Origin of the sequence: Caballeronia sp. GAWG1-1 (assembly GCF_023631465.1) — a bacterium.
In the GTDB taxonomy this organism is placed as follows: domain Bacteria; phylum Pseudomonadota; class Gammaproteobacteria; order Burkholderiales; family Burkholderiaceae; genus Caballeronia.
The window spans coordinates 265443-284126 of record NZ_JALQDB010000028.1; the positions used below are offsets into that span (position 1 = coordinate 265443).

Genomic DNA, 18684 nt, shown 5'->3' on the forward strand with positions numbered 1-18684 from the left:
CATATGTCCACACGAAAACTTTCGCTCTCAGCTTTGACCGTGCTCGAATTGACGCCGCCGCAGATGGTCGAATGCGCGGCGAAGGCGGGCTATGACTATGTCGGCCTGCGCCTTCTTCCGGCGACCGATATCGAAGTGCGGCACGACATCATCGGCGATACACCGCTCGTGCGCGAGACGCTCGCGGCGTTGAAGGACACCGGCATTGGCGTGCTCGACACGGAAATTCTTCGCCTCAAACCCGACACCGATGTAACCGCGTACGAGCCGATGCTTGCGACCGCCGCCGAACTTGGCGCGCGCTATGTGCTCGTCGCGGGCAACGATCCCGACGAGTCGCGCACCGCCGAGCGTCTCGCGCAGTTGTGCGATCTGGCGCGTCCGTATGGCCTCTCGCCATCGCTCGAACCGATGCCGTGGACCGACGCGAAGGACATCGTGCAAGCCGCGCGCATCGTGAAGGCGGCGGAACGCAACAACACGGGGCTGATCATCGATCCGCTTCACTTCGACCGCGCGGGGTCGTCGACCCAGACGCTGAGTGAGTTGCCGCGCGAGTATTTCGGCTATGTGCAGTTCTGCGACGCGCCCGCCGAGCGCCCGACCGACCTCGAAACACTACTTTTCCAGGCGCGCTGCGAGCGGATGATTCCGGGTGAAGGAGGTATCGACTTGGCTGGCATTTTGCATGCACTGCCAGAAGACTTGCCGCTTTCACTCGAAATACCGACGCAACAGTGGGCCAAGACCACCAACGCGCTCGAGCGCGCGAAGCGCATGCGCGAAGCGACGCTTGCCTTGCTCGACGAGGTTTATGCCGGGCATTGAACGATGGCGGTTGAATTCCGAGGTGGAATCATGTTCAAATTCCGAATCGGAACTTCGAGGTAACGAAACATGGCAGGAAATCTTGAGCGCGCGTTGTCCATCATCGAACTGCTGGCGAAGAACGGCGGACGCATGCCGCTTGCCGCCATCGCGGATACCTTGAGCATTCCCCGCAGCGGCACGCATCGTCTGCTCGCGATGTTGATCGACGAAGGCTACGTGCGCCAGGACGAGGATCACGGCGAGTACATGCTCGCGCTGAAGCTCGTGTCGCTTGCGCTGATCTATCTTTCGACGGGCGGCGTGCTCGATGTGTCACAACCGGTGCTCGACCGCCTCGCGGCGGCGTCGGGCGAACTGGCGCGGCTTGGCGTGGTGGAGGACGATCACATCACCTTCGTCGGCAAGGCGCAGGGCGCGAAGTCCGGGCTGCGCTACGATCCGGACATGGGCAGCCAGCCGCCCTTGCATTGCACGGCAAGCGGACAGGCGTGGTTGTCGTCGCTGACCGATGAGGAAGCGCTCGAACTCGTGTCGAAGCAAGGCGGACTCGGCAAGCCCGGACAAGGCGGTCCGAAGGCGCCGAAGACGATTCAGCAGTTCCTGACCGACTTGCGCGCGGCGCGCGAACGCGGTTACGGCATCGCGAGCGAAACCTACGAAGCTGGCATGACGTCGATGGCCGCGCCGATTCATCATCCGATGACGGGCGTGGTCGTGGGTGTCGTCAGTCTCGCGGGCCCGACGAGCCGTTTGCCGGAAACGCGTCTGAAAGAGCTTGCGCCCGCGCTGCTCGAAGCGGCATCCGATATGAGCGCGGCAACCTTGAGCTCGCCTTATTTCAAGCGGCCGTTGACTCAAGCTCCGGTCGTTGCCGAAACGCCGGTGCCTGCTGGCAAGAAGCGGGCAAAAAGCGCTCTCGTTCAATAAGCGCAACGGCCGTCGCGCGCGTCGCGCGTGCACTATGCTGTGCACATCAGCGCTTGCGAGGCCGATCATGAATGCCGCGTCCGTCACAGCGTGTTTGCGCGAAATCGACGACTTGCCTTCGCCGCGCGGCTTGCCGCTCGCGGGCAATCTCTTTCAATTGCCGCCATCGACTCATCATCTGACGCTCGAGCGATGGGCGAAGGAACTGGGCACGCCGTATCGCTTCAAGCTCGGCCGCGTGCCTATTGTCGTGTGGTCGGATTTCGAGCTGTCGCAAGCGGTTTTGCGTGAACGTCCGCATCGTTATCGGCGTTACGGTCCGCTCGAAACCTTGTTCGATGAAGTCGGCTGCAACGGTCTCTTTTCCATCGAAGGCGAAGCGTGGGCGCCGCAGCGTCGGCTCGTGATGCAGGCGCTGTCCGTGCCGCATATCAAGGCGTTTTATCCGACGCTGGCCGCGATCACCGAGCGTTTGCGGCGGCGCTGGGAGTCGGCCGCGCGCGAGGGACGTATCGTCGAGATGAACGACGATTTGAAGCGCTATACCGTCGATGTCACGAGCGCGCTCGCATTCGGCGAAGACCCGAACACGCTGGAAAAAGAACGCGGCGTCATCCAGGAGCATCTCTCGCAGCTTCTGCCGATGATCATGACGCGCCTCTCCACGCCGTTTCCCTACTGGCGCTATATGCGGCTGCCGCGCGACCGCCGATTCGATCGTGCGATGGCCGAAGTGCATCGCTATGTGCGTGGCTTGATGTCGAGATCGCGCGAGCGCATGCGTGACGAGGCATCTGCACGCGAGCCGCGCAATTTGCTCGAAGCGATGCTCGCGCTGCGTGACGCGCCCGAGTCCGGCCTCACCGATGACGAAGTCGCCGCCAACGTCATGACGATGCTCGTTGCGGGCGAAGACACGACGGTGGCATCGCTCGCATGGGGACTCCTGTTTCTCGGCGGCGATGAAGCCTTGCAGACGCGCATCGCGACGCATGCAAAATGCACGTTCGGCGACGCGCGCGTTTGTCCGAGTTATCAGGCAATGCGCGAACTCGATCTATGCGAGGCCGTCTGCACGGAGGCGAGCCGACTGCATCCGGTGGCGCCGTATTTGTCGCTGGAACCGTTGGAGAAAGTGGAGTTGCAGGGCGTACGGCTACCCGCGGGCACCAAGCTCTTTTTTCTAAATCGTCCCGCGATGCTTGACGAAAGCCACTTCAGCGATCCCGCGCGCTACGATCCGGATCGCTGGCTGCGCGAGCATCGGCTGCAGGCGGGCGAGCACGCAAATCAGGGAACGCACGATCCACGTGCTTATCTGCAATTCGGCGCGGGGCCGCGCGTGTGTCCGGGACGACATCTGGCAGCGGTCGAAATGCGGCTCGTCATTTCGATGCTCACGGCGAATTTCACGGCGCGCCTGGCTCAGGATGCCGCCGATATTCACGAAGTCTGCAACTTCACGGTGGTGCCGAATCGCATGCCGATGCGGCTCGCTTTGCGGCCCGCTTGAACCGCGTCATCGTTCATTGAACGTCGGCGGCACCGGTTGCCATCCACAGAACTTCGGCATCTTCCGCGCTGGTCGATATCGCCGCGTGGCCCGTGCGGCTGTCGAAATAGATGCTGTCGCCCGCATTCAGATGCGTCGGCGCATAGAGTTCCGAGTAGAGGCATACGCTACCGCTGATCACGTACAAAAACTCTTCGCCTTCGTGACGGCCCCAGTCGTCGAAGGCATCCAGTGTATGCGCCGAGATGCGGATGCGAAACGGCAGCATCGCCTTGTGCGCGAGTTCAGTCGCCAGCAATTCCATCTGATAACCGCGATACGCGTGCCTTTGCCCTTCGTCGCGTCGCGTGAGTGCGCGCCGGCCGCTTGCGCTGGCAGCGGGCGCGCTGCCGAACAGTTCCGCGAGATCGATCTGCAGGCCGCGTACTATCTTCTGCAAGACATCGAAAGTCGGCGACATCAAGCCGTTCTCGATCTTCGACAACGCCGAGCGCGACACGCCGCATAGTCGGCTCGCGGTTTCCAGCGTGAGATTCTGAGCGGTGCGAGCGTGCTTTACCCGTCGTCCGAGATCGGCTGCGGATTGCTCAGTCGAATTTTTGGCGGGCAAAGTGGACATGGAGGGTCAAAGGTGGTTTGTTTCCGATAATACCATCGACTTTTCGGGCGTTTGCATTCGGTATGCAAACCGAGACTGGTGAGAACCCCAATATTGACAGCGTTGTGAGCATGGGAGGCTGCGCGTATAGTTTCCGAACTTGACCGTTGTTTCGCATCGGAAACGGCGAAGCTAATTTTGTATGCAAAAGGAGTTCACTGTGGACGCCAAGACCATTCTCTCCGACCTCGGTATCGCAGGCATCGCGAACGAGGGCGACATGACTGTCACTTCGCCCATCAGCGGCGAAATCATCGGACGCGTGAAACGCCATACTTCCGCCGATGTCGATGCCGCGCTTGCGCAAGCCCGCAGCGCATTTGCCGTATGGCGCAACGTTCCGGCGCCGCGACGTGGCGAACTGGTGCGTTTGCTCGGCAATCGCCTGCGCGAAAAGAAGGCTGCGCTCGGCCGGCTCGTCGCGCTCGAAGCGGGCAAGATCCTGCAAGAGGGCCTGGGCGAAGTGCAGGAAATGATCGACATTTGCGACTTCGCCGTCGGCCTTTCGCGGCAACTGTATGGTCTGACGATCGCCTCCGAGCGGCCCGGTCATCGAATGGCGGAAACGTGGCATCCGTTCGGCGTCTGCACGATCATTTCTGCATTCAATTTTCCGGTCGCGGTGTGGTCGTGGAACGCGGCGCTTGCGCTCGTGTGCGGCAATGCGGTCGTGTGGAAGCCGTCGGAAAAGACGCCGCTTACCGCGCTCGCCGTCGATCGCATCATGCGCGATGTACTCGACGAGTTCGGCACCGCGCCGGCCGGCCTGGCATCGGTTCTGATCGGCGACCGTGAAGTGGGCGCGAAGCTCGTCGCGGACAAACGCTCCGATATCGTCAGCGCGACCGGCAGCACGGAAATGGGCCGCGCGGTGGGCGTGGAAGTGGCGCGCCGTTTCGGGCGCTCCATCCTCGAACTCGGCGGCAACAACGCGGGCATCGTCTCGCAGACGGCCAATCGCGACCTCGCGCTGCGCGGCATTCTGTTTTCGGCGGTCGGCACCGCGGGGCAGCGCTGCACGTCGCTGCGGCGTCTTTTCGTCCATGAGAGCATCTATGACGAAACCGTCGCTCGCCTCAAGGATTTGTATGCAAAAGTCCCGGTCGGCAATCCGTTGAACGACGGCGTGTTGATGGGACCGCTCATCGACGTGCAGGCTTTCGCGCGCATGCAGGACGCGCTGGAGCAGGCGAAGGGCGAGGGCGGCAAGGTGTTCGGCGGCGAACGCGTGAGCGTGACGGGTAACGAGAATGGCTATTACGTGCGTCCCGCGCTCGTCGAAATGCCCGCACAAAGCGAAGTCGTGCTGAAGGAAACCTTCGCGCCCATTCTCTATGTGATGCGCTACACCGATTTCGATGACGCCATCGCCGCGAACAACGCCGCCGCGCACGGCTTGTCCTCATGCGCCTTCACGACGGATCTGCGCGAGGCGGAGCGCTTTCTGTCGGCATCGGGCAGCGATTGCGGCATCGCCAATATCAACATCGGGCCGAGTGGCGCGGAGATCGGCGGCGCGTTCGGCGGCGAAAAGGAAACCGGCGGCGGACGCGAATCCGGCTCGGACGCTTGGAAGGCCTACATGCGGCGCGCGACCAACACGATCAACTATTCGTCGGAATTGCCGCTTGCACAGGGCATCGACTTCAATCTCGGCTAGTCCTTAAACGGAGGCGGCGTGGTGTCCAAGGTTGTGATCGTTGGCGGCGGCGTGATCGGCAGTTCGACCGCGTACTTTCTTCGCATGATGGATCCAGGCGTGCAAGTCACGGTGATCGAGCGCGATCCGACTTACGCGCGCTCGTCGTCGGCGTTGTCGGCGGCGTCGATCCGACAGCAATTTTCGACGCCGCTTTCCGTGCGTATGTCGTTGTTCGGTATCGAGTTCTTGCGGTCGATTGGCGAGCGCCTCGAAGTGAACGGCGAACGGCCTTCGGTCGATCTGCACGAAGGCGGCTATCTCTTTCTCGCGACGCCACCGGGCCTGTCCACGCTGCAAGAGAACCATGCGCTGCAACGCGAACTCGGCGCGGATATCACCTTGCTCGATCCCGCTTCCCTGCGCGCGCGCTTCCCCTGGTTGAATACAAAAGACCTTGCGGCGGGTGCGTTCGGCGAGACCGGCGAAGGCTGGTTCGACGGCTATGGTCTCGTCCAGGCACTACGACGCAAGGCGCAGGCGCTGGGCGCGCGTTACGTGGCCGCCGAAGTGACGGATATTGAATGCCAAGGCGGCCAGGCGAAGCGCGTGCTTGCCTCGAACGGCGAAGCGTTCGCATGCGATGTCGTCGTCAACGCAGCGGGAGCTTGGTCGCGCCGGATTGCGGCAATGCTCGACATCGATATTCCGGTGTATGCGCGGCGGCGCAGCATTTTCAACGTATCGTCGCCAGCGGTGCTCGAAGACTGCCCGTTGTTGATTGATCCGAGTGGCGTCTACTTTCGCCCTGAGGGACGCACGTTTATCTGCGGCACATCGCCTTCGGCGGACAACGATCCGGACGACCTGCCGCTCGATGAAGTCGATCACGCGCTTTTTGACGATGTCATTTGGCCGACGCTTGCGCACCGCGTTCCGGGATTCGAAGCGCTGCGCGTGGAACGATGCTGGTCTGGGTATTATGAATACAACGTGTTTGACCAGAATGCGATCATTGGGGCCCACCCGCACATCGAGAATTGCCTTTTTGCCAATGGGTTTAGCGGACACGGCTTGCAACAAGGACCCGCAACGGGACGGGGCTTGAGCGAACTTATCTTGCATGGAAAATACATTACGCTGGATTTATCTTCGCTCGATTGGGCGCGTGTGTTGACCTGCCGGCCGATCATTGAAAAAAACGTGGTTTGAAAAAGCTATATGCAGTCGAGTTGCATAAACCAGCATGGCTGCATTACCGTCTGCAAAAGCAGGCGCTAATATGGCCGTCAGAGAAATTAGCAGATTGCTGTCAACGACATGGGCACGCGGTAAATAGCAATTTTTTCGAGCAAGTCACAAAAATGCCGTTCGTCCATTAATGAAATCCACTAGGGCCAATAGACGCCGATAAGCGCATGCTTAAACCGTCAGACGCAACTTGCGTTTTTAGTACGGAGACAAGACATGGAAGCCTATATGAGCGCCCGGCTCGCACAATGGCTGGAAGACGAAGCCGACACCGCGTCGGCAACAACTGCCCCGGTGTGTCACAAGTCCAGCCAGGTCAGCGGCGCACCACAGTATGTTGCGGAAATCTGCGGTCGTTTTGCAGGCGAGAAAACCGAAGAGGAACAAAAATCCTGCGTGATTCGCGGGTATAACTGATCATTTTCTTTTCCGATTCGTTGCGCGTGCGACACGCTTTATGGCACGCGTAGCGCAACTCTGCCCGATAGAAAAAGCCATTCACGCGAGAAAAGGATTTTGCTTATGATCGCTTCAGGTCATTAAGCTTCCACGATTCACGCGCATCAATCGGCGCTGGAAAATTATTTCCATTGCAAGCTAAAAAAACGCGGTTGACGCATTTTGGCAATGTGGCGTCGCGTGAGAACGTGGAGCGAGTTTTTTTGATCGCCTACGCTGACGCTTGTGAATGGAGAATTCCAATGAAAGATATCGGGGAGCGGCAAGATTTGACCGCTCGGCAACCGCATGTTTTGCGAGCGTGTCATGAGCGGCGGTGACGATCCCGGGCCACTGGAACTGATGTCGCCGCCCGCCCCGCGCATGCGCGACAGACCAGCCGACTTGCCGCCGGTCGCGTTCGAGCTGCCTGTCACGCCACCGTTCGAACCGCCGTCAGGCAAGCGCTCGCTTCAAGATCTCGTGGCGGACGCGGATCGTCTGCGCCGTGCGGTTGCAGCGTCGGCGTGTGTAGTCGTTGCATGGTCGATATTCGAGGCGCCTTGGGAAATCGACGCCAACAGCAGCACGGAGGAGATTGCCGGCGTCATCTTTTCGAAGGCGATGCTCGGCGCTATCGCAGCCTTTGCGCTTGCCGGACGCAAGTCGGCGCGCTATCTGCTGCTCTTTGTATGCTTGACGAGCGTGCTGGCCATCGTACCTGACTTGCCTGCCGAATTCGTTCATGCGCCATGGCTGGCGTTCTTATCCAGCGTCGAGTCTTTGGCAAAGCTCGCGACCTTTGCCATGCTCGCGTGGTATCTCAAGCTCGTCAGCCGAATCGACGCTTTGCGCGCAGTTGCGCCGACCAAATGAAGGCCTAAGACTTGAACGACCTCTTCAAAACCCGCCTCGCGCGGGTTTTTGATGTGCGCGAGAAACCCAACGTGGCGGCACGTTGCGCGCCCCGATGGCACAATCGCATGCAATATTCCAAATCCGCGCAGCACCCGCAAGCATCGACGATGCAAGGAGATCCGCAAACGTGGCGAACCTGGATCTGGACAATCCGTTTCTCGAAGCGCTTGGCGCGACCCTTACGGCATGGCGCGCCGGGTATGCAGAATTCAATATGCCAATTCACGCGGGGCATTTGAACCGTCAACGTATTCTTCAGGGCGGCGCGATCGCTACCTTGCTCGACGCCGCCTGCGGTTACGCGGGTCTTTTCACGAGCGGTTCCACGCCCATCCACGGGTTCACGCTTTCGCTCACGGTCAACTATCTGGATCGAGGTATTGGCGACAAGGTGGTCGCCAAAGGATTCCTTGAGCGACAGGGACGCTCGGTTTACTTTGCGCGCGGCGAAGCGTGGATAGACGAGCGCGTGATGATCGCGAGCGCGCAAGGCACGTTCAAGTACGCGCGCTGAAGCACCATGCCATGACCTCTCGCAACCTGCTCCGGCGCCTCGACCTCACCACGCTGCAACTCTTTCTCGCGGTTTTCGAGGAAGGCACGCTCACACGCGCGGCGGAACGTGAAGCGATCGCGGTCTCGGCGGCGAGCAAGCGGTTGCTGGAACTCGAGCAAGCGGTCGGCGCCGTGTTGTTCGAGCGCAAGGCGCGTGGAATGGAGCTCACGCCCGCGGGCGAAACGCTACTGCACCATGCGCGCCGCGTGTTGCGCGATGTCGAGAATATCGGCATCGAACTGGCGGAACATGCGAGCGGCGTGCGCGGTTATGTGCGGATGATGGCGAATCTTTCCGCCATCGTCGAATTCCTTCCGGAAGATTTGCGCGCGTTCATCACCGTGCACGATCAGATCAAGATCGATCTGGAGGAGCGGCCGAGCGGCGGCATCGTGGAAGGCGTGCTGGATAGTCTCGTCGATCTCGGCATTTGTTCGGGCGATGCCGACACGCGCGGACTTCAATCCACGCATTACCGCCATGACCGTCTCGTGATCGTGACGCCGGGCGATCATCCGCTGAGCCAACGCGAGCACGTCACTTTCGCCGATACGCTCGACTTCGACCATATTGGCCTGCATTCGGCCAGTTCCATCAATATGCGCACGCATCTGGCCGCGCGGCAAGCTGGCAAGGCGTTGCGGCTGCGCATTCATGTGCCGGGCTTCGATGCCGTTTGCCGCATGGTTCAGGCGGGCATGGGCGTGGGCGTGTTGCCGCATCGCGTATTCGAGGCGATGGGGCGACAGCTTGGACTCGCTGCCGTCGCGCTCGACGAGGAGTGGGCCGCGCGCAGCCTCGTGATCGTCGTGCGCGATACGGGCGCGTTGTCGCCAGTGAGCCGTCTTTTGTTCGATCATTTGCGATCGGTGGAAGCGGGCACATAAGCGAGCGTTCGTCATCCGCGAACGATGCTTGCCAAAATGCGGTTGGACGCGGTCGAGCGTTCGCCAATAAGCTTGTCTCAAGCAAATCATAAATGGAGACAAGCACCATGAGCGGACCCCTCAAGGGCATTCGCGTCATCGAGATCGGCACCCTCATCGCGGCGCCTTTCGCGGCGCGCATGCTGGCCGAATTCGGCGCCGAAGTCATCAAGATCGAAACCCCCAACGGCGGCGATCCGTTGCGCAAATGGCGCAAGCTTCATGAAGGCACGTCACTCTGGTGGTATCTACAGTCGCGCAACAAGAAATCCGTGTGCGTGAATCTCAAGTCGCCGGAAGGCGCGGACGTCATCAAGCGTCTTGCGGCGGATGCGGACGTCGTCGTCGAAAATATGCGGCCGGGCGCGCTCGAAAAGCTTGGCCTTGGCTGGGACGTTTTGCATGCAATCAACCCCAAGCTCACGATGGTACGCATTTCCGGCTACGGTCAGACGGGCCCGTACCGTGACCGGCCGGGCTTCGGCGCAATCGGCGAAGCGATGGGTGGCATTCGGTATACAACCGGCGATGCCGATGGCCTGCCCGCGCGCGTCGGTGTCAGTCTTGGCGACTCACTGGCGTCGCTGCATGGCGTGATCGGCGCGTTGATGTCCCTGTTGCGCGTCAAGACCGGACAAGGCGACGGTCAGGTGGTCGATGTCTCGCTCGTGGAAAGTGTTTTCAACCTGATGGAGAGCCTCGTACCCGAATACGATTTGCTCGGGCATGTACGCGAGCGCAGCGGCGGCGCGCTGCCGGGAATCGCGCCATCGAACACCTATCGGACCGAGGACGGCGGCTTCGTCGTGATCGCAGGCAACAGCGACCCGATCTACAAGCGTCTGATGAACGTGATAGACCGCCCCGATCTCGCCGACGATCCCGCGCTCGCGCACAACGATGGTCGTGTGCGGCAGAGTGCGATGCTCGACGAAGCCATCGCGGCGTGGACCACGCATCATGCAATGGAGGATGTGCTCGACACACTCGCCGTTGCGGAAGTCCCTGCGGGACGCATCTATTCCGTTGCGGACATCATCGACGACGCGCATTACCAGGCGCGCGATATGTTGCTGCAGGCCGACTTGCCGGGCGGTGCATCGGTGAAGATGCCGGGAATCGTGCCGAAACTGTCGGATACGCCAGGCGAAGTGCGCTGGCAAGGCCCGACGCTTGGCGAACATACGCAATCGGTGCTGGAATCGCTCGGCTTCGATGCAAGCGAAGTGCAAAGGCTTCGTGCCGAAGGAGCGGTTCAATGAACGATGATCGTTTGCTCGTTCAGGAAGTCGCGCCGCGCGACGGCTTGCAGATCGAATCGAAATGGGTCGAGACTGCCGACAAGATTGCATTGATCGATGGTCTCTCGGCGTGCGGCTTCACGCGCATCGAAGCGGGCTCGTTTGTATCGCCGAAAGCCATTCCTGCGTTGCGTGATGGCGAGGCCGTGTTCAAGGGCATCGAGCGTCAAGAAGGCGTGATCTATGTCGCGCTGGTGCCGAACGTGAAGGGCGCGCAGCGTGCGCTCGATGCGAACGCCGACGAACTGAACCTCGTGATGTCTGCAAGCCAGACGCACAATCGCGCCAACATGCGCATGAGTTGCGAGGCATCGCTTGAGGGCTTCGGGGATATCGTCGCGCTCGCGCAAGGTACGAAGGCCATGCTCAATGCAACGGTTGCCACCGCGTTCGGCTGTCCGTTCGAAGGGCATATCGATGAAGACCGAGTGGTGTCGATCGTGCGGGCATATCGCGAGTTGGGTATCGATGGCATCACGCTTGCCGATACGACGGGCATGGCGAATCCGCGACAGGTCGCGCGGCTCGTTACGCGCGTGCTGGAGCAAGTGCCGGCCGCTGCGTTGACGTTGCATTTTCATAATACGCGAGGGCTAGGCCTTGCCAACGTACTTGCCGCATACAACGCAGGCGCACGCCGGTTCGATGCCGCGCTCGGCGGCCTGGGTGGCTGTCCATTTGCGCCGGGTGCATCGGGAAACATCTGTAGCGAAGACCTCGTGAACATGTGCGACGAGATGGGCATACCCACAGGCGTCGATTTGCAGAAGCTCATCACGTTGTCACGCACTTTGCCTGCGCTCGTCGGCCATGACGTGCCGGGACAAGTCGCGAAGGCAGGACGCAACTGCGACCTGCATCCCGTTCCCGATTACGTGCGCGCAATCTGAAATCATCGACGACAAACCATACGACCGGATATCACAAAACAATCCGGCCACTTTGCTTCGAGCAAGGAGGCAAACATGAGTGACTTGAGCGTAGGTGCGCCGCGTGAGCAGGCGCTAGGCAATACCGCGGACATCATCCGCAAGGTGGCATGGCGGCTCATGCCGCTCATCATGCTGTGTTATCTGTTCGCGTTCTTCGACCGCATCAATATCAGCTTCGCGAAGTTTCAACTGCAAAGCACGTTGGGTTTCTCCGATACCGCCTACGGTCTCGGCGCGAGTCTCTTCGTGATCGGCTATGTGCTTTTCGAAGTGCCGAGCAACTTGCTGCTCTACAAAGTCGGTGCGCGTCGATGGATAGCGCGCATCATGATTTCATGGGGTATCGCAACGGCGCTGATGGTTTTCGTGCAGACCGAGTGGCAGTTCTATGGCTTGCGCTTCATCATCGGCGCGATGGAAGCGGGCTTTGCGCCAGGCGTGCTTTACTACCTGACGCTGTGGTTTCCGGCGAGCTATCGCGGACGTATCACGTCGCTGCTGTTTCTTGCATCGGCGTTCTCGGGTTTGTTTGGCGCCCCGTTGTCCGGGCTCGTGCTGGGGCATATGAACGGCGTGTTCGGTATCGCCGGATGGCATTGGCTCTTTCTGCTTGGCGGCCTGCCTTGCGTGCTGCTTGGCATCCTCGTTCTGAAGGTGCTGAAAGATCGTATCGACGATGCCGCGTGGCTCACGGGCGCCGAGAAAACTTACCTGAAAAGCCAAATTGCGACGCAGAGCCAACACACGGACTCCGGGCACTCGCTCTTCGGCGCGATCAAGACACCCGGTTTTCTGATGCTCGGACTGATCTACTTTCTGATTCAAGTCGGATCGTACGGTCTCAACTTCTGGGCGCCGCATTTGATTCGCGCCGCCGGGACGGAGAATCCGACGATCATCGGTCTGTTGACGGCGGTGCCTTATATCTGCGGGGCGATCTGCATGGTCGTGGTAGGGCGCATGTCGGATCGCTCCGGCGAGCGGCGCAAGTTCGTTTGTGTATTGCTTCTGATGGCGGCTGCAGGCTTCTTCGCGGCCGGCGTGTTCGACAAGCAGACGGCGTTGTTGATCGCCGCGCTCGGTGTGATGGGTGCGGGCGTGATTGCATCGATTCCGGCGTTCTGGGCGTTGCCGCCCAAGCTATTGACGGGAGCAGGCGCGGCGGGCGGGATCGCGCTTATCAATACGCTTGGACAGCTTGGAGGCATCGTGAGTCCGGTGATGGTCGGACGTATTCGTGATGTCACCGGCAGCACGACGCCTGCGCTGTATGCCATCGGTGCGATGAGCCTGATTTGCGCGCTGCTGCTCTTGTATGGGCTGCCGCAGTCGTTGCGGCAAAGGGATCATTCGGAGAAATAGGACCAAGGTGGTCCGAGGAAGGTTGAAGAAGCGCCCGGCGATGGTTGTTCACCGGGCGCTTTGCCTATTGCATGCTGCATTCGGTACGTTGAATGCAGAATGGGATTTGTCGACACGTGGCCGTTCTTCACGCTTGGTGCTTTCACGTTGTGCAGCCTTTTGCATGCAAAAGTCAAAGAAACTCGGCGTGCAATAGGATCGTGGTTAGCGCGTTGCGTTGCTTGTACGAGTGCACGCAACGTAAAGATCTACGTCTTGTCCGTTGCACTCTGCATGCAAAATGCCGCCGACCATCCGACGGCACACTGCATGCAAAATGCAACCAGTCACGCATCAAGCAACCGCCGACAATGCCTTGCAATCTGCCGTTCCTCCTCGGTCTCCACCACCCGATGCGAAGCCCCAAGAAACGAAAGCCCATCGAGAACCTGCGCACGAACCGCCTCGCTATGCTCGCCAATTCCTCCGCTGAACACGATCTCATCCAGCCCGCCGAGCAAAGCCGCATACCCGCCGATAGTCTTCCGTATCGCCGTGCAAAACACGTCGATGGCAAGCGTTGCGTTCGCATCGCCGTGATCGCGGCGTTCGATCAGCGTTTGCATATCGTCGTCCGATTCCGATAACGCTTTGAGACCGCTTTGCCGATTCACGAGCGTCTCCAGCGCATCCGCGTCGAGCGACTCCTGGCGCAAGAGATGAATCAGCACACCGGGATCGAGGTCGCCGCTGCGCGTCGCCATCGGAATGCCGCCGGTGGGCGTCATCCCCATCGACGTATCGATTGAATGGCCATTCTGCAACGCGCACAGGCTTGCGCCGCTGCCAAGATGCGCGATGACCGTGCGCGGCTTCAGCTTCGCGCCAAGCGCGTTGACGATGGATTCATACGACAGCCCGTGGAATCCATAATGCATGACACCACGCTCGGCAAACTCTCGCGGTAACGCATAACGCGTCGCGCGCTCCGGCATCGTGCGATGGAATACCGTATCGAAGCATGCAAAATGCCGTATGCCAGTGAAGATGCCCTGCGCTTCGTCGATGAGGGCAAGCGATTGCGGCAGATGCAGCGGCGCAAACGGCACGGCGTCGCGCAACGTGTCCTTGAGCGCGGCAGTAATCTCGCGATGCTCCCGCACATCCGGTCCACCATGCACCACGCGATGCCCGACCGCTGCAAGCGGTTCGCGCATATGCTCGCGCAGGGCATCGGCGACACGCTGCAACGCGTCGTACTGCGACTCCATCAGATGGTCCTGCGCGACATCGATCTGCTTGTCGGAAGAACGCATCGTCAAGGAACCGTTGTCGCGGCCGATGCCCTTCGCGCTGCCCGTGAGCCACGCCTCTTCATCGCCGTCGTTCGCCATGAACACGCCGAACTTGAGCGAAGACGAGCCGCTGTTCAACACGAGAATGCCCTGTGTCATGGTGTCAGTCCTTCCATGTCCACTCGCGGATCTCGTCGCGGTCGATACCTTCCGCATGGGCATACTGCACGCTCTCGATGATCTGATTCTTGAGCCATTCCTTCGTATGCGCGGCGGTATCGGAGATACGTTCGACGCGGTCGATCACGTCGATGGCAAGCGAGAAGCGATCGACGCCATTGATGATCGCAAGCTCGAACGGCGTGTTGATGTTGCCGCGCTCGCAGTAACCATGCACGTGCAAATTGTCGTGATTCGTGCGGTTGTACGTGAGTTTGTGCACGAGCGACGCATAGGAATGGAAGTTGAAGATGACCGGTTTATCACGCGTGAAAATGGAGTCGAAGTCGCGATCGGAAAGACCATGCGGATGGTCCGTATCCGGCATCAGCCTGAAAAGATCGACGACATTGACAAAGCGTATCTTCAGATCGGGGCATTGCGCCTTCAAAATTTCGACGGCAGCGAGCGCTTCCATGGTCGCGATATCGCCCGCGCTGGCAATCACCACGTCGGGCTCGTGGCCCTTATCCGTCGATGCCCAATCCCAGATGCCAATGCCCTTCGCGCAATGCACGATGGCATCTTCCATGTTCAGATACTGTAGATGCGGCTGCTTGTCCGCGACGATCACGTTCACGTAATCGTGCGAGCGCAGACAATGATCCGCGACGCTCAACAGGCAATTCGCGTCGGGCGGCAGATAAATTCGCACGACACCCGGGCTTTTGTTCGTGACGACATCGAGAAAGCCAGGGTCCTGATGCGTGAAGCCGTTATGGTCCTGCCGCCATACGAGCGACGTGATCAACAAATTGATCGATGGCACCGGCGCGCGCCACGCAATCTCATTCTTTGCTTTTTCGAGCCACTTTGCGTGCTGATTGAACATGGAGTCGATCACGTGCACGAAGGCTTCGTAGGTCGCGAAAAGACCGTGGCGACCGGTCAACACATAGCCTTCGAACCAGCCTTCGAGCGTGTGTTCGGAGAGCATCTCCATCACGCGGCCATCGACGGAAAGGAAGCCGCCGTCTGCATCTTCGGGCAGCGTTTCCGCAAGCCAGCGCTTGCCCGAAACTTCATAGACGCCGTCGAGTTTATTGCTCGCGGTTTCGTCCGGACCGAATAGACGGAAGCGCGTCATGTTGCGACGGATCACTTCGCGCAGATAAATGGCGAGCACGGCCGTTGGCGACTGATACGTCCCGGCCGCGCTTTTGAATTCGAATGCAAAATCACGAATGTCGGGTAGATCGAGCGATTGCCGCAACACGCCGCCGTTTGCATGCGGATTTGCGCTGATGCGGCGCGCGCCTTCCGGCGCGAGCTCGCGCAGCGGCTCGATCAGCCGGCCGTTCTCGTCGAACAACTCCTCGGGCTTGTAACTGCGCATCCAGGTTTCGAGTACCTGCAGATTTTTGCGATTGGTCGCCGGATCGGCCACGGGCACCTGATGCGAGCGCCAGAAATTTTCGACCTTGTGACCATCCACTTCTTTCGGACCGGTCCAGCCTTTCGGCGAACGCAGCACGATCATCGGCCAGCGCGGACGCTCCACCTTTTCCTTGCTCGCGCGCGCACGCTCTTGAATTGCGCGAATCTCGCCGATGCAATGTTCCAGCGTCGCCGCCATCTTCTGATGCATGGTGTCGGGGTCGTCGCCCTCGACGAAATAGGGCGTGTAGCCGTAGCCCTTGAAGAGCGCTTCGAGCTCCTCGTGGGGAATGCGCGCAAGGATGGTCGGATTGGCGATCTTGTAGCCGTTCAGATGCAAGACCGGCAGCACGGCGCCGTCGGTTATCGGATTGAGGAACTTGTTCGAATGCCAGGACGTGGCGAGCGGTCCGGTTTCGGCTTCGCCGTCGCCGACCATCGTGGCGACGATCAGATCGGGATTGTCGAAGGCTGCGCCGAACGAATGCGACAAGCTATAGCCGAGCTCGCCGCCTTCGTGAATCGATCCTGGTGTTTCTGGCGTGCAATGCGAGCCGATGCCGCCCGGCGAAGAGAAGGCGCGAAAAAGCCGCTGCATGCCGTGTTCATCGGCGCTGCGATCGGGATAGATTTCCGAGTAATGGCCTTCGAGGTAAGAGTTGGAAAGCGTGGCGGGCGCGCCGTGTCCAGGGCCCGAGACGAACATGACGTTGAGATCGTCGCGCTTGATGAGACGGTTTAAATGCACCCATACGAACGATTGCCCCGGGTCCGAGCCCCAGTGGCCGAGCAAACGCCGTTTGATGTGTTCGGGCTTGAGGGGTTCGCGCAGCAACGGATTCGCGCGCAAATAAATCATGCCGACCGAAAGATAATTGCAGGCTCGCCAATATGCGTCGAGCTTACGCAGGAGGTCGGTGGAAAGAGGCGTCTCGGTTGCTGTCCTGCCTTGGACGTCGTCGTTCAATTGCATCTCCTTGCGGTGAAGTGAGAAATCGAGCGTCGGGATACGGCCTGGCGCGTGTACTTGCCATGTTCGAGCTTTATTGTTGCGCTTTAGTTGCAGCGCCGTGCGGGAGTGTGACGCGATGCCGCGAACATCATACTTGGGTTCGCCAGATGATGTCCGCAAGCATGCAGAGGCAGGTTAATCGCGGGCGGATTGCCTGAGATCGTAGTCCATCAGCAGCGCTTTATGGGTTTCCCATATGCCGATGTAATGCACCATGAAGCTCGTCGGCCGCTGATAAATCCAGGGTGTGTTGAAGTCGATAAGGCTAGCTACCTGCGTTGCGTCGAAGTCGGGGCGCGCGGCAAATTCGGCGTTGAAATAATATTGATCGCCCTTATTTGCGTAGACAGTGGATTTGTCGTCGATGCAATTGCACGCTTCGAGTATGCGATGAAGCGAATCGTAATTACGTTGCGTGCGCTTGAGTCCCATGATGCCGGAATTGAAGCGCCAATAGCCGATATCGCGTGCAAACACCGCTTCCTTGTCGTGCATGATGGATTCGAGCGGCCGGTTCATGTCCTTGATGAGCACGTCGGCGTCGACCCAGAAAATCCATTCGTGATTCGGGAGGGTTTCGCGCAGTAAGGCCGCCTTGAGCCAATTGCCCGAAGTTTTACCGTCGTTCAGATGCGCGGGAATTTCGCGGTGCACGTAAAGTGTATAGCCGTGGCGTTCGCAGTATCGCGTGAAATTGGCTTCGGCAATACGGCCGTAAATCGCGATGTTCGGCGTGTATAGCGTCACTATCGCGACCGACCGATTCGGCTGTCGAATACTGACGGCGGATGTATCGGTAATGCCGGTGTCGTTTAGCGAAAGCAGTGGCAGGCCGCGCGTCTGGCAGTCGTTGATATGTTCGAGGAGCGCATTGCGGAATCGCCGATGATGCTTCTGGTCACAAATCTTGACCGAGAAAGCAGACCAGTGCGCCCAGACGCTCTCGACGTTGGTGGAGGCGGGCACGACAGCCATGACATCACCCACGCGGTACCGCGACGGACAATACGCAAATGCCTGCAAGAGGAGCGCTTCTTCCTTCGGAAGCACGACGCCATTGCGGCATCGCGTGACTATCTCGAACAACTCACGCATGACGTGCTCGGTCTTGCGCCAAATTTGCATGTCGAGTTGCGGCAGATCGGACTCGATGCAGGTTAGAAGCCAGTCGCGGCCCTGCATGAGTTCCGGCAGAGCGAGCGGCCTGAGAATCGCGGCATTCTCGTTCAACAGCAAGACGAGTTCGTCCTCATTCGCCAAGCCAAGCTGATGCAGCAGCGTTTCGTATTTGATGATCCAGCGTGTTTCGTCGCTGCAGCCGCTGATTTCGGACATATCAATTTCGATGTGCCGATAACCATGCCCGCGCGCATAACGCCGATGATTGGCAAGCGCGGCAGGCGCATGGTCGAAAAGCAGGCTGATGACGATCATAAGACGTAGAAATGGCCAGAAACGCGGAGCCGTAAGGATCAGTGACAGCCTACCTTTCTCGCATGGGATTCGTCCGAAAAAGCCTGATAAACGCAGTTTCAAAACCCCTCATACAA

General features: G+C 59.7%; 16 protein-coding genes. 12 read left to right on the top strand and 4 right to left on the bottom strand.

The window, feature by feature from the left end; translation table 11 throughout:
* The first annotated feature begins 3 nt into the window (after positions 1 to 3).
* From NCT03_RS17565 to NCT03_RS17575, 3 genes are all read left to right on the top strand, one after another.
* Positions 4 to 828 carry a sugar phosphate isomerase/epimerase family protein gene (locus tag NCT03_RS17565; protein ID WP_250493284.1) on the top strand — a complete coding sequence of 275 codons (825 nt, stop codon included), beginning with the start codon at positions 4 to 6 and terminating at the stop codon, positions 826 to 828.
* 69 nt (positions 829 to 897) lie between these two features.
* A complete protein-coding gene (locus NCT03_RS17570) occupies positions 898 to 1758 on the top strand; it encodes an IclR family transcriptional regulator (protein ID WP_250493285.1) in 861 nt (286 codons plus the stop codon).
* A gap of 67 nt (positions 1759 to 1825) precedes the next feature.
* Complete coding sequence (locus tag NCT03_RS17575; RefSeq protein WP_250493286.1) at positions 1826 to 3271, top strand: cytochrome P450; 1446 nt, start codon at positions 1826 to 1828, stop codon at positions 3269 to 3271.
* A 13-nt stretch (positions 3272 to 3284) separates the two neighbouring features.
* Here NCT03_RS17575 and NCT03_RS17580 read toward each other — a convergent pair whose 3' ends face one another.
* Complete coding sequence (locus NCT03_RS17580; protein ID WP_250493287.1) at positions 3285 to 3890, bottom strand: helix-turn-helix domain-containing protein; 606 nt, start codon at positions 3888 to 3890, stop codon at positions 3285 to 3287.
* A 199-nt stretch (positions 3891 to 4089) separates the two neighbouring features.
* On the opposite strand from NCT03_RS17580, the gene amaB reads away from it, so the two are divergent.
* From amaB to NCT03_RS17625, 9 genes are all read left to right on the top strand, one after another.
* Complete coding sequence (gene amaB, locus NCT03_RS17585) at positions 4090 to 5589, top strand: L-piperidine-6-carboxylate dehydrogenase (protein WP_250493288.1); 1500 nt, start codon at positions 4090 to 4092, stop codon at positions 5587 to 5589.
* An 18-nt stretch (positions 5590 to 5607) separates the two neighbouring features.
* On the top strand, positions 5608 to 6780 hold the full coding sequence (locus NCT03_RS17590; RefSeq protein WP_250493289.1) for an NAD(P)/FAD-dependent oxidoreductase: 1173 nt from the start codon (positions 5608 to 5610) through the stop codon (positions 6778 to 6780).
* A gap of 255 nt (positions 6781 to 7035) precedes the next feature.
* Positions 7036 to 7236 carry a hypothetical protein gene (locus NCT03_RS17595; RefSeq protein WP_244828357.1) on the top strand — a complete coding sequence of 67 codons (201 nt, stop codon included), beginning with the start codon at positions 7036 to 7038 and terminating at the stop codon, positions 7234 to 7236.
* Between the two features lie 348 nt (positions 7237 to 7584).
* Positions 7585 to 8133 carry a hypothetical protein gene (locus tag NCT03_RS17600; protein WP_250493290.1) on the top strand — a complete coding sequence of 183 codons (549 nt, stop codon included), beginning with the start codon at positions 7585 to 7587 and terminating at the stop codon, positions 8131 to 8133.
* A gap of 169 nt (positions 8134 to 8302) precedes the next feature.
* Complete coding sequence (locus NCT03_RS17605; protein ID WP_250466828.1) at positions 8303 to 8689, top strand: PaaI family thioesterase; 387 nt, start codon at positions 8303 to 8305, stop codon at positions 8687 to 8689.
* Positions 8690 to 8700: 11 nt separating this feature from the next.
* Complete coding sequence (locus tag NCT03_RS17610) at positions 8701 to 9618, top strand: LysR family transcriptional regulator (protein ID WP_244828354.1); 918 nt, start codon at positions 8701 to 8703, stop codon at positions 9616 to 9618.
* Positions 9619 to 9725: 107 nt separating this feature from the next.
* Positions 9726 to 10919, top strand: coding sequence for a CaiB/BaiF CoA transferase family protein (locus tag NCT03_RS17615; protein WP_250493291.1), 1194 nt, complete (start codon positions 9726 to 9728; stop codon positions 10917 to 10919).
* Complete coding sequence (locus tag NCT03_RS17620) at positions 10916 to 11848, top strand: hydroxymethylglutaryl-CoA lyase (RefSeq protein ID WP_244828352.1); 933 nt, start codon at positions 10916 to 10918, stop codon at positions 11846 to 11848. Before NCT03_RS17615 ends, NCT03_RS17620 begins: the two co-directional genes overlap by 4 nt.
* A gap of 75 nt (positions 11849 to 11923) precedes the next feature.
* Positions 11924 to 13252, top strand: coding sequence for an MFS transporter (locus tag NCT03_RS17625; protein ID WP_244828349.1), 1329 nt, complete (start codon positions 11924 to 11926; stop codon positions 13250 to 13252).
* A 326-nt stretch (positions 13253 to 13578) separates the two neighbouring features.
* Here the strand turns inward: NCT03_RS17625 and NCT03_RS17630 are convergent, their stop codons facing one another.
* The 3 genes from NCT03_RS17630 to NCT03_RS17640 all read right to left on the bottom strand — a co-directional run bounded on the left by NCT03_RS17630 (position 13579) and on the right by NCT03_RS17640 (position 18469).
* The gene (locus NCT03_RS17630) at positions 13579 to 14685 is read right to left on the bottom strand and encodes an acetate/propionate family kinase (RefSeq protein WP_250493292.1); all 1107 of its coding nucleotides are present in this window, start codon (positions 14683 to 14685) and stop codon (positions 13579 to 13581) included.
* A gap of 4 nt (positions 14686 to 14689) precedes the next feature.
* Positions 14690 to 17089, bottom strand: coding sequence for a phosphoketolase family protein (locus NCT03_RS17635; RefSeq protein ID WP_250466833.1), 2400 nt, complete (start codon positions 17087 to 17089; stop codon positions 14690 to 14692).
* A 180-nt stretch (positions 17090 to 17269) separates the two neighbouring features.
* The gene (locus NCT03_RS17640; RefSeq protein ID WP_250493293.1) at positions 17270 to 18469 is read right to left on the bottom strand and encodes a glycosyltransferase family protein; all 1200 of its coding nucleotides are present in this window, start codon (positions 18467 to 18469) and stop codon (positions 17270 to 17272) included.
* Positions 18470 to 18684: the final 215 nt, after the last annotated feature.

Bases quoted from the DNA above. Each gene is read 5' to 3' on its own strand.
- NCT03_RS17565 (WP_250493284.1), top strand. From the start codon at position 4: ATGTCCACACGAAAACTTTCGCTCTCAGCTTTGACCGTGCTCGAATTG.
- NCT03_RS17570 (WP_250493285.1), top strand. From the start codon at position 898: ATGGCAGGAAATCTTGAGCGCGCGTTGTCCATCATCGAACTGCTGGCG.
- NCT03_RS17575 (WP_250493286.1), top strand. From the start codon at position 1,826: ATGAATGCCGCGTCCGTCACAGCGTGTTTGCGCGAAATCGACGACTTG.
- NCT03_RS17580 (WP_250493287.1), bottom strand. From the start codon at position 3,890: ATGTCCACTTTGCCCGCCAAAAATTCGACTGAGCAATCCGCAGCCGAT.
- NCT03_RS17595 (WP_244828357.1), top strand. From the start codon at position 7,036: ATGGAAGCCTATATGAGCGCCCGGCTCGCACAATGGCTGGAAGACGAA.
- NCT03_RS17600 (WP_250493290.1), top strand. From the start codon at position 7,585: ATGAGCGGCGGTGACGATCCCGGGCCACTGGAACTGATGTCGCCGCCC.
- NCT03_RS17610 (WP_244828354.1), top strand. From the start codon at position 8,701: ATGACCTCTCGCAACCTGCTCCGGCGCCTCGACCTCACCACGCTGCAA.
- NCT03_RS17615 (WP_250493291.1), top strand. From the start codon at position 9,726: ATGAGCGGACCCCTCAAGGGCATTCGCGTCATCGAGATCGGCACCCTC.
- NCT03_RS17620 (WP_244828352.1), top strand. From the start codon at position 10,916: ATGAACGATGATCGTTTGCTCGTTCAGGAAGTCGCGCCGCGCGACGGC.
- NCT03_RS17625 (WP_244828349.1), top strand. From the start codon at position 11,924: ATGAGTGACTTGAGCGTAGGTGCGCCGCGTGAGCAGGCGCTAGGCAAT.
- NCT03_RS17630 (WP_250493292.1), bottom strand. From the start codon at position 14,685: ATGACACAGGGCATTCTCGTGTTGAACAGCGGCTCGTCTTCGCTCAAG.
- NCT03_RS17640 (WP_250493293.1), bottom strand. From the start codon at position 18,469: ATGTCCGAAATCAGCGGCTGCAGCGACGAAACACGCTGGATCATCAAA.